This is a genomic window from Herpetosiphon sp. (assembly GCF_003512625.1).
Taxonomy (GTDB): Bacteria; Chloroflexota; Chloroflexia; order Chloroflexales; family Herpetosiphonaceae; genus Herpetosiphon; species Herpetosiphon aurantiacus.
On record NZ_DOPT01000018.1, the window covers coordinates 23189 to 34410 of the forward strand.

Annotated in this window: 10 protein-coding genes; 6 read left to right on the forward strand and 4 right to left on the reverse strand. The window is 50.1% G+C overall.

All coding sequences use genetic code 11. From position 1 onward, the window contains the following. Nucleotides 1–76 precede the first annotated feature (76 nt). The 6 genes from DEF47_RS03815 (at nucleotide 77) to DEF47_RS03840 (ending at nucleotide 5357) form a co-directional block, all read left to right on the forward strand. Nucleotides 77–373: a hypothetical protein gene (locus DEF47_RS03815; protein WP_012188717.1), complete on the forward strand. Its 297-nt coding sequence runs from the start codon at nucleotides 77–79 to the stop codon at nucleotides 371–373. Then, complete coding sequence (locus DEF47_RS03820) at nucleotides 354–1634, forward strand: sensor histidine kinase (protein ID WP_012188716.1); 1281 nt, start codon at nucleotides 354–356, stop codon at nucleotides 1632–1634. The genes DEF47_RS03815 and DEF47_RS03820 overlap by 20 nt, the downstream gene beginning before the upstream one ends. Beyond that, nucleotides 1631–2491 (forward strand): response regulator, encoded by an 861-nt coding sequence (locus DEF47_RS03825; RefSeq protein ID WP_012188715.1) that lies wholly within the window; start codon nucleotides 1631–1633, stop codon nucleotides 2489–2491. Before DEF47_RS03820 ends, DEF47_RS03825 begins: the two co-directional genes overlap by 4 nt. Nucleotides 2492–2743: 252 nt before the next feature. Further along, nucleotides 2744–4264: an acetaldehyde dehydrogenase ExaC gene (gene exaC, locus DEF47_RS03830; RefSeq protein ID WP_012188714.1), complete on the forward strand. Its 1521-nt coding sequence runs from the start codon at nucleotides 2744–2746 to the stop codon at nucleotides 4262–4264. 80 nt (nucleotides 4265–4344) lie between these two features. Continuing rightward, on the forward strand, nucleotides 4345–4737 hold the full coding sequence (locus tag DEF47_RS03835; RefSeq protein WP_012188713.1) for a DUF779 domain-containing protein: 393 nt from the start codon (nucleotides 4345–4347) through the stop codon (nucleotides 4735–4737). A 371-nt stretch (nucleotides 4738–5108) separates the two neighbouring features. After that, nucleotides 5109–5357 carry a hypothetical protein gene (locus tag DEF47_RS03840; protein WP_041304136.1) on the forward strand — a complete coding sequence of 83 codons (249 nt, stop codon included), beginning with the start codon at nucleotides 5109–5111 and terminating at the stop codon, nucleotides 5355–5357. A gap of 53 nt (nucleotides 5358–5410) precedes the next feature. Here the strand turns inward: DEF47_RS03840 and DEF47_RS03845 are convergent, their stop codons facing one another. The 4 genes from DEF47_RS03845 to DEF47_RS03860 form a co-directional block, all read right to left on the reverse strand. After that, complete coding sequence (locus DEF47_RS03845; RefSeq protein WP_012188711.1) at nucleotides 5411–6010, reverse strand: biotin transporter BioY; 600 nt, start codon at nucleotides 6008–6010, stop codon at nucleotides 5411–5413. A 26-nt stretch (nucleotides 6011–6036) separates the two neighbouring features. Then, nucleotides 6037–6831 carry a GNAT family N-acetyltransferase gene (locus tag DEF47_RS03850; protein WP_012188710.1) on the reverse strand — a complete coding sequence of 265 codons (795 nt, stop codon included), beginning with the start codon at nucleotides 6829–6831 and terminating at the stop codon, nucleotides 6037–6039. Then, the gene (locus DEF47_RS03855) at nucleotides 6831–9014 is read right to left on the reverse strand and encodes an immunoglobulin domain-containing protein (protein WP_012188709.1); all 2184 of its coding nucleotides are present in this window, start codon (nucleotides 9012–9014) and stop codon (nucleotides 6831–6833) included. The genes DEF47_RS03850 and DEF47_RS03855 overlap by 1 nt, the downstream gene beginning before the upstream one ends. 103 nt (nucleotides 9015–9117) lie before the next feature. Next, a complete protein-coding gene (locus DEF47_RS03860; RefSeq protein ID WP_012188708.1) occupies nucleotides 9118–11091 on the reverse strand; it encodes an alpha-amylase family protein in 1974 nt (657 codons plus the stop codon). Between the last annotated feature and the right edge of the window lie 131 nt (nucleotides 11092–11222).

The following is an 11222-nucleotide window of genomic DNA, read 5'->3' on the forward strand; positions in this document are numbered from 1 at the left end:
GGGCTGTTTAGTTGTTTGGTGCTGCAATTAATCGTTGAGCGTTGGTGAATTGATGATCTTCAGTCATAGATGGCCAGTGCATCTGGCAATTGCTGTGCTTAGTTGCTGGATTTTAATTCAGCATTTTCGTCCGCGTGGAGCATTCAAAATTCTTAGTTTTGGCTTGATTGCATTGTTAATCGTTGGCTGTATTGATTTTTTGCATAGCATCATTGCCTATTTGTTGCCATTCGAGTTGCTGGCAATTGTAGTGAGTGCTGGTTTGAATAGCCTGATGCTGTTTTGTTGCTTTGGCTGGCTGTTTGATCACGATTATCAGACGATGCTGGCTAGCCTCAAAAGACGGTTCAACAATGCTCAAAACGATCATTAATCGAGCCAAAAATCATGCCGATCCTGCTATTGTAGTTCATTATCAACACCTGCTGGAGCACAACAAACGCCGCTTGATCGAGTGGATTATGCTGTTAGCTGGTGGTTTGGCTTTGCCATTTACGCTTGTATTAATCGTAGCGGTGGCCAATCATCAGCAGCCAAGTAGTGTTTTGGTTTTACACCTTACCCGTAGCCTGCTCAATCCTTTACTAGTTTGGTGGTTGCTACAGCGTAAACAAATTAATTGGGCTTGGCATTCTACGATGGTGTTTGCAATGGCACATAATACGGTTTTAGCCTATGTGATGCACTTGCCAAATGTAATTATTGTAGAGCTGTTTGCGTTGGCCGGTTTTGCGGTGGTGATGCCATTTTGGCAGGTGTTGGCGTACATTGGCGGGCTGATTGGGCTGAATTATTGCTTTGCAGGGCAATTTATTGTGCTCAATGAATGGGCTTTGGTGATGATTGTCGTGCTGAGTATTGTGTTGATGTGCAGTACGATTGGCTTTGTTTCGCGCCAAACCTTGTGGCATGCCAGCCAACAACATAGCCAAACCGCTGAGTTGGTGCAACAACAGAGCAGCATGCAACAGCAACTTCACGATTTACAAACCCATGTGCAACAACTGAGTTTGCTGAAACACGATTTGCGCCAGCCCTTGAAAAGCGTTCAAGGCTTGTTGCAAGGCTTGGCTTTTGAACAACCAAGCACGCATAGCACGATTCAGCCAGCGCTAGCCGCAACCCAACGAGTCGAACGTCAACTTAATAATTTGCTCGATCAAGCCCGTCAGCAGCTTGGTCGCCAACGGGCAAGCCTCGAAATCATCGATGTACAGCACTGTTTGGGGCAATTGCAGCCAGCAATCAGCGGTTTGGCGGCCTACTACAGCGAGCCAATTGTCAAAGTGCAACTTGAAATTGACGCGGGCAGCGTGATTGTGGCCGATCGTGAGCAATTTGAGCGAGCCTTATTCAACTTGCTCGATAATAGTTTGAGCCGTTGCCATCACGAGGTACGTATCAGTAGCTATCGATCGGAGCAAAACGTGATAATCGAAGTTCGTGATGATGGGGCGGGCATGCATCAAGCCTTACGCACGGCGCTGAATCAGGCTGATTTTAGTGCGATTAAGCAAGGCTTGGGTTTGAAGCAAGTGCAACAGATGCTTACGCAGGCCCAAGCGTGGCTGCATGTGCCCGACGTTGCGATAGGCTGCACGCTTCAACTGCATTTTCCACAGGCTACCCAATGAACTATTGCATTATCGTCGATGATCTGGCGGTCGATCGTCAGTTGGCGGCGCGTTATTTACAAGCAGCTGGCTATCAAACCAGCATGGCCCGTTCCAGCAAACAAGCTATCGAGCAATTACAGCAGGCCTTGGCGATCTATCAGCCAAGCCAAATATTGTTACTTGTAGATTTAAATATGCCCAACGATCCTGCGCTTCAGCAAGTGGTTGCCTCATCGTTGGCGGGTGCAAATTTGGCTTTACAATTGCAAATTCAGATTGCTAACGGCAGCCTGCCGCCCTTGGCGATTGTGGCATTGACTGCCTTAAGTGCCAGTGAAGTTCATCAAACGGCCATTGCCTTTGGCTGCGATGCCGTGCTCGAAAAACCTGCTACTCCCGATTTGGCCCAACGCATTGAGCAAGCGCTAGCCACAAGCGCTCAACAATCACCGATTGGCAGCCAAGCCTTACTGAATATTCTGCGCTTGCGCTTGCTGGCCCCCACACCTAGCCCACCGTTGAACGAAGAAGATCTGACCAAAGCGCTGTTGCAATTGCATCGTCAAGGCTTGGTTGGTTTGGGTACGAGTCATTTGGCCAAGTATTTGTTTCCACAGATTGCCAACGATTATCAACGTGGTCTGCAAACCCAAGCCAAAATTGCCAACGTGATTCGCGAGGCCATGCAATTGAATGTGCTCGAAACCTTGGCAATTCTAGAGGGCGAATTTGTGCAACTCCACGCCCCGCAAACCCAAGCCCAGCAATTACACCTCTCGAAAAGCGAATATTATCGCCGCCGCAAAGAAGCCATCGCCCAGCTTTACCATATTTTGGCCGAGGCCAGAGCAGAGAGCAAAGAACATAGAACATAAAGGTCAAAAACAAGGAGCCAATTTTATCCACGAAGGACACGAAGCACACGAAGGCTATAGGCTGTGGGCTATCGGAGATTCGTTGGAAACACCAATAATCAATAGCCTCAACACTATGCTCTACGCTCTATGTTCTATGTTCTATTTTGTGATATGATACAGGCACGACGTTTGGAAACGCTTCACCTCTGGTTTGAAACATTCCCCCACCCATTTTGGCCCAAGCTTGAAACATGCTTATTGGAGGACACTGTGGTCTACACCAATCCCAATCAGCCGGGCAGTAAAGTCAGTTTTAAGTCACGGTATGGCAACTACATCAATGGCGAGTTTGTTGAGCCAGTCAAGGGCATGTATTTTGAAAATATCAGCCCAGTTAATGGCAAGCCGTTCTGCGAAATTCCTCGTTCGACCGCCGAAGACATCGAAAAAGCGCTCGATGCGGCCCATGCTGCCAAAGCTGCTTGGGGTGCAACCTCACCCGCCCAACGCGCCAATATTCTGAATAAGATTGCCGATCGCATGGAAGCCAACTTGGAGATGCTGGCGGTCGCCGAAACATGGGAAAATGGCAAGCCTGTGCGCGAAACTCTCGCCGCTGATTTACCCTTGGCGATCGATCACTTCCGCTATTTTGCTGGGGTAATTCGGGCGCAAGAAGGCAGTGCCGCCACAATCGACGAAAATACAATTGCCTACCATTTTTATGAGCCGCTGGGCGTGGTGGGCCAAATTATTCCGTGGAACTTCCCGCTGTTGATGGCAACTTGGAAATTGGCTCCGGCCCTCGCTGCTGGCAATTGTGTGGTGCTCAAGCCCGCCGAACAAACGCCCAGCACAATTTTGGTCTTGATGGAATTGATCGGCGATTTGATTCCAGCGGGCGTGGTCAATGTGGTCAATGGCTTTGGGATTGAAGCTGGCAAGCCGTTGGCGAGCAGCAATCGGATCGCCAAAATAGCCTTTACGGGCGAAACCACCACTGGCCGTTTGATTATGCAATATGCCTCAGAAAATATCATTCCTGTGACCTTAGAGCTTGGTGGCAAATCGCCCAACATCTTCTTCGAGGATGTTTTGAGCAAGCAAGATTCGTTTGTTGATAAAGCGCTCGAAGGCTTCACCATGTTTGCCTTGAACCAAGGCGAAGTTTGTACCTGTCCATCACGGGCATTAATTCAAAAATCGATCTATGGTGAGTTTTTAGAGCGAGCGGTCGAACGCACCAAACGCTGCATTCAGGGCAATCCACTTGATCCAGCCACAATGGTGGGGGCACAAGCCTCCAATGATCAATTCGAGAAAATTTTGTCGTATTTGGCGATTGGCCGCGACGAAGGGGCTAAAGTGCTGGTTGGCGGAGCCAAAGCTGAGCTTAGCGGCGATTTAGCTGAAGGCTATTATGTTCAGCCGACGATCTTTGCTGGCAACAACCGCATGCGAATCTTCCAAGAAGAAATTTTCGGGCCAGTCGTTTCGGTGACTTCGTTCGATGATTTTGACGATGCCTTGAGTATTGCCAATGATACCTTGTATGGCTTGGGCGCTGGTTTGTGGACTCGCGATATGAACACAGCCTATCGCATGGGTCGGGCAATTCAAGCAGGCCGTGTTTGGACCAACTGTTACCACTTGTATCCAGCCCATGCTGCGTTCGGTGGCTACAAACACTCGGGGATTGGCCGCGAAAACCATAAGATGATGCTCAACCATTATCAACAAGTTAAAAACCTGTTGGTCAGCTACGATCCCAATCCAATGGGCTTCTTTTAGTTGATTGGTGCTTCCAAACGTCACACTACCGCAGGTATGCTGCTTGCGGTAGTGTTTTTATCTCAACAAGGAGTTGGATCATGACGGTTGAACGTGTGCTAGCAACTGAACAAACGGAAGCCTTGGTTGCGAAACTCAGCCAATTGCATGGCCCATTGTTGTTTCATCAATCGGGTGGCTGTTGCGATGGTAGTGCCCCAATGTGCTATCCCCGCCAAGAATTTCGAATCGGCCAGCACGATGTGTATCTTGGCGAGATTGCAGGCTGCCCATTTTACATTAGCGGGCCGCAATTTGAATATTGGCAACATACCCAATTAACCATCGATGTGGTCAAAGGCCGTGGCAGTGGTTTTTCGGTCGAAGCGCCTGAAGGTGTGCGCTTTTTAACTCGTTCGCGGGTATTTAGCGATGCCGAATATTCCGAATTGCAAGCCGCTGGGCCACCCTTGCGCGGCCAACAACATGGCTAAGAACATAGAACATAGAACATAGGGATTAGGAGCCAGATTTTTGATCCACGAGGGTACAGAGGATTGGAACCGCGAAGAGCGCGAAGAACGCCAAGGCCATTTTTAGCCACAGATTACCCAGATCATATGCCTACAGCTGTCTGAATCTATTTAGCTCCTACAAAACCAATCGTTAATCAGCTCCCTTCGTGACTCTTCATGTCCTTCGTGGTTAAAACTTCAGCTTCATCCCTCATCCTTCATACTTCTACTACGCCCTATCGTTGTGTAGGACACATGGCTTATGGCATGGCTCTTGCACAGCATGATAGGATGAAGCCCACATGACATTATTAATTCAATGATATCTACATACCCAAGGAGTAATCGAGATGAACGTGAAGCGTGAAATCTTGATGCAAGGCGTAGAGCTTGCACCAATCGTCGAGCGACTTAAAGAGGAAGGCACCAAACGCGGCTTATCCCAATCGGCCAACAACGAATATGGCCCTGTCTTTATCAATCATCACTACGATTTGCGGATCGAGCGGGATCCAGGCGATTGGGGCCAATATCGGCTGATGCTAATGCACAAGCTCCAACCAAAAAGCAGTTTCTTCGGCATGTTCCGACGCGGTTAAATGCCAACACGGCTGAAGCAATTTCAGCCGTGTTGTGGTTTAGCCAAGCAAGTTTAGCGTTCGTTACGCCCGAATAGCGCCCACGCCCCAGGTAATACCAAGGCCGCAATCACAATCTTCAAAGCATCACCAGGCAAGAAGGGATAAACCCCCGCCCACATCACGCTGATTTGACCAAACGTATCTTTGTAGATGTTCAGCCATGATGCGCCGATCGCATAGATCAAGATATTGCCAAAACAAAACATCGCCAAAGCGGTTGGAATCCGGCGATCCCAGCCACGTTGGGCCAACCAGCCCACCAAAGCGGCGGCCAATGGCCACGACAGGAGATACCCACCAGTTGGGCCGAGCAATTTAGCCAAACCGCTGGTCATGCCAGCAAACACAGGCATGCCAGCCAAGCCCTCGACCAGATAGAGCAAAATTGCCAAAGCGCCACGGCGTGGCCCCAAAATCGCCCCCGTCAGCAACACCCCCAAGGTCTGACCCGTAATTGGCACGGGAGTCCAAGGCAACGGAATAGCAATTTGAGCGGTGAGGGCAACAAACAAACTAAACCCGATAATCAGCGCAAGATCACGACCCAGTGATTTGCCACGAATCAGGTCGGCCAAGGTTTGTCGTTCCGCTACCGATTCCACACGATACATGTGCAGCTTCCTCCTAGATAGATTGTCTACGATCCTCGTTGCTCTTCTAGCGTCACTTTATTGTAGGCAAGCTCAAAACCAGCTCGCGTTACAATCCGTTGCGAATCGCTCCCGCTAATGGTTAGCACGGTTGCCCAACGACAGCCTTGGGCATGAGCATAAGCTAAACGCGCTGCAATCAGGCTGGTTTGTGCTCCGCGCCGTCGCCAATCTGGCTTGACGAAGGTTGAAAATAGCGTGGCAACTTCGGCATTAATGCTCAATGCCCCACAGCCAATCAGATGATCATCAAGCCACGCTCCAAAAAGCTGACTATCTGATCGGGCAGCGGCAGCCTTGGCCATCGTGATGCCCATCGGGCTACTTTGGCCATGATTCGTTATGCCCTCAACCCATAGTTCGGACTGTTCAGGTGCGATCATCCGCGATTGTACACTACTTGGGCTAAAAGGGGTATAACGCAGCATGTCAAAGGCCAGTACGCTCCACCAACGTATAATCTGGTAATTGCGCTGGGCTAACACGCCTTGGAGGCTTGGGTCGCAGAATGGGGTTAGTTCGAGGCTCGCTGGTAATTGGCGTTGCCGATAAAAATCTTCTAACTCGCCAAATTGTCGTGCCTGCCAAGGCTGTTGGCTGCCAGCCCCAACCGCCCGATTAATCGGTAAGTCAGGGCCAGTGTAGCAAGCTGTGGCATCGCCAATTTGCGCCCACGTTGCTTGGCTAGCAGGCACAACTTGGGCTACCGCAGCGGTGTATTGCCGCAAATTATGTGCATCGGCTGCTTCTAGTTGGGCCGCTAGTTGACGATCAATCAGCATTATTGGCCTCGCATTGCCATTGGCAACCAAACCTTCCATTGGCTAACAACTGGGGTGTTGCTCGGTGTTGGGGTATTGCTGGGGGTCGGGGTGTTGCTCGGTGTTGGGGTAATTGTTGGCGTGTTGGTTGGAATATTGGTCACCATGACGCTAGCGGTAATGCTATTTACATTGCCTTGCTGATTAGTGACCCGCACCCAGACTTGGCTATTGGTTTGGACATTGGTCAAGGTTAAACTTGGCATTGTTGCGCCACTGATTGGGTTGCTGGTATCGCCAGTTGTGCCACGATACCATTGATAACTGAGATTTGCCGCGCCAGTTGCGGTGACATGAACGCTGGCATTTTGACCAAACGAAACTGTGGTATCAACTGGTTCGCGCACAATTCGCGGAGCCAAATGGCCATACACCACCAATTTATCGGTGTTGGTGATGCTATCGACTGAGAATGTACCAACGATGACTTTACCATCAGCAATTAATGGGGTATTGAATTTGGCCAAATTGCCCATCGCATCGCGAGTAGCGTTTTGGTTACTATTCCAGGTTTCTTGCAAGGTCAAGGCGTTATAAGCATGAATCACCCCTGGCTGGGTGGTAGTATTGGCGCTGCCACCAGTCGAGTGGGTCGCCCAAACGATCCCGGTGTTGGCGTTGCTGCCATCCCACGACAATGACATCACTCCACCTGGCATCGTCACGGTTTGCAAGGTGCTGGTGGCTACAGGCGTGGTATTAAAACTTGGAGTCAATGGCTGGGTGGTACTAAATTGAAAGGCCTTCAATGGCGAATTGACTGGCCAAACAAACATACGTGTGCCAGTTGCGCCACCAGCTGCCCAAACCACTGGTGTGCCAAAGATCCCACGGAAGCCCGAGCCACCATGGGGCTTGAAGCTTTGATAGAACTTGCCGGGCACGGTTTTATCAAAGCCAGTTGTGCCTTGCTGAACGCCTAAACCGCCCATATCGTTGCGATTGAAGACATAGATTTTGCCGCCCTTGCTGCCAGCGATCATCACATTGGTATTGGGAATTAAGACCGCGCCAGTTGTGCCAAGGTCGGTGTCGTTGGTATTGAGGGTTTTGTAATCGTAAGGCGTAAACCATGTCTCAACAGTTGGTGAGAGTGGATTAGTTACATTCAATTTGTTGACCGACGAGCCATAATCGCGGCCATTGGGCAAATTGGCGTTCCAGCTACCGTTGCCAATTGAAAGATACAAATTGCCCTGACCATCGCTGGTCAGGCCTTGCCCGCTCATCCAGATGCCACCTTCGCCATCATTGGCGGCGTTGGGCTGCGAAGTAACTTCTTTTTGCGGCGTTGTGTTGTAGATCAATTCTTGTTGCAGGGTCGTTTTGTTGTAGCCAAAGACCCAACCATGATAGGGATCGGTGTCGGCATAGCCAGCAAATGCTACGTACACCCGATTGCCATCGAGCAGCAATGACGAACGTTGCAAATGCTGGCGGCTATCGAATACGACAATTCCATCATTGGGATTCGCATCGTTGCCATCGCCTGGCACCGAGCCTTGGATCGTCGTTGATTGGATAAGCGAGCCATCCAAAATGTTGATCGCAATCATCCGATGCTGGTATTGATAGGCTCCCAAGCGGATGAACGGTACAACATAGAGGGTGTTAGTGGCCGGATCGATCACTGGCGAGCCGGTAATCCCAACGTAGGGCTTGATATCTTGGTACACGCCACCATTGTAGCGCGTGCCAAATTCTTTTAAATTGCTAATCGCGTATGGCCCAAGGTTGAGTGACCATAATGGCTGGCTCATCGCCGGATCATCCGCATCGAAGGCATAAACATTATTTTTCTGGGTTGCCACAAAAACGACGTTGCGAATACCAACCCCAGGCATGTTCAAATCGGGCACATACAACGGTTGAGCGTAGATCTGGCCGTCAACGGTGCGACTGAACAATTTGCCAAAAGTAGTGGACATGACATTAGTTGGGGCTAGTAATTGCTCGGCGGCGGTTGTGCCAGTGCGAGCATTGTTGAAACTACGAGTTGTCACCGCGACCCGCGCTGGTGGCGGTAGGGTTTGGTTGGTTGCGCTGGGCACGGCATAGGCCACTGGTCGGCGCAGCCAGACCCCAGCGCTCAAGCCCACCAATAGCCCAACAAGCAAGAGCATGCGTAATTGAACATTTCGCATCGTTGCGCTCCTTCTGAAAAAAGAACAGGGATAGCGCAACTATACTTGATCCAATTCAGGACTGCAATCGTTATCGGAAGCTTATTTTTTGATTTGAAAAAGTTTAGGCTTGAATGCTGAGCCAACAACATTGATATGCATCGAGTATAATTTCATGGCTTTGTGTATCGATATTAAGTGAATCGTTATCCAACAAATTATATAAGCGACCAACCAGCCCTGCTTGTTGAATAACCGCTAAACTGACCCGCTGTGGGGTGGCGGAAAGGTTTCCAAGAATTAAAATTCGCCCCAATGGGTGAACTCGAACCACCCCTAAAACATGGCGTTGCTGTGTCCAGATTGGCAAGGTTTGGCCTGCGCTATGCAAGGCTGGAGTATGTTGGCGCACCTGAATCAAATGGCGCAATACCTGCCATAAGCGCCCAGCAAGCGTAGTTGGATCATGGCGTTGGGCCGCTAAGCACCAATCCATGGCTGGGCGATGCAACCAGCGGTTATCGTTGGCTTTGGTAGGGTCATGCAAGTAGCTGTGATCATTGAGCATGCCCAATTCATCGCCCATATAGATCAACGGAATGCCACCAAAGCTAAAAATCACGGCATACAGCAACGCAATCCGGCGAATTGTCAATTCAATCGCTGCTGGATCGGTGGTTTCCAAGGCTTGCTCTAGCCCAGCCAACGAGGCAGTCATGCCGCTAATTCGGCGATCGTTGGTGAGTGGATTATATTGAAACACCTCGCCCCGCGCAAAACTACCAGCAAATTCGCCACTATACCAAGCGCTTAAAAATTGGCGATGCAATGGCCCATCTTCGCCAACCAAAGCTGCATTGTGGTCGGTCACAGCCCAGCCAATATCATCGTGGCAGCGCACATAGGTAATCCAAGCGGCATTGCTGGGCGTTGCAGGCATGTTCAACAGCGATTGCGTAAACAGATCGGCGCGTTGCGAGGCCAAGGCACTCCACAACAACACCATCAGCGAATTATGGTAGGCAATTTCACAGAGCTTGCCTGTGCGCCGTCCCAAACCCAAATATTGCACCAAATCGTCGGGGGCAACAATCGCCTCGGCCTTGAAAATTGTCGCCGGACAGACGATCCGCATGGCTGCTCGCCAAGCTTGTAACAAATCGAGCACTTCGGGCTGATTTTGGCAATTCGTGCCGAGGCGTTTCCACATAAACGGCACGGCATCCAAACGCAGCACATCAACGCCTAGATTGGCGAGATACAGCAAAATATCCAGCATCTCCAGCCAAACCATGGGGTTGGTATAGTTCAAATCCCATTGAAATTCGTTGAAGGTCGTCCAAACCCAACGGCCATGCTCGCTCAACTCGGCATACCAAGTAAAATTACCAGGCGCAAAATCGGGAAACACTTCGGGTAAATGTTGCTCATAGGCATCAGGCAAACTGCGATCGGCAAAACTCAGATAGTAATCCAAATATTGGGCATCACCAGCACGGGCCTTGACTGCCCATTCATGCTCTTTGGCCGTGTGATTCACCACCACATCAATGCATAAGCTGATGCCGTTGGTACGGAGCAAATCGCTTAATTCGATAAAATCGGCCACATTGCCAAGCCGTTGATCAATCGAGCGATAATCGAGCACCGCATAGCCGCCATCGTTGGGGCCATGGCGTGGCTGTAATAGCGGCATCAGATGCACATAGGTCAAACCCAATTCTTGCAAATAATCAATATGCTCAATCACCCCGCGCAATGTGCCTGCCAAGCGATCAACATAGTAAATGCCGCCAACCATGGTGGCCTCAGCAAACCAATCGGGCTGGATTTCGCGGGCTAAATCGTGAATTTTCAGGGCATCGCGGCGCTGGGCATAGGCAGTAATCAAGCGTTCGGGCAATTGCTCCAACAACTGTGGCCAAGCTGGATGCTGGGCATACAACGCTCCTAGCGCTTCTAAACAATCGCCAAAATGGCGTTGCATGCGCAAGCGAAAAATATCGCGATCACGCGAATTGGCAATCTGTTGATCGAGCAGATCATCGAACGTGGTTGGATTGGGCAAATGCATAGTTTGAACTGTGAGTGGTTGCATAACCACACTCCTCATACTGCCGATGGTTTTTAAGCTGTAATGTTGGATTAACTAAATGAAATCAAATCGCCGTGCCCTCGGCCTTCCAAGGGTTTTAACCGTGGCTTGGGATCACCACCCTTCCGTCCCGC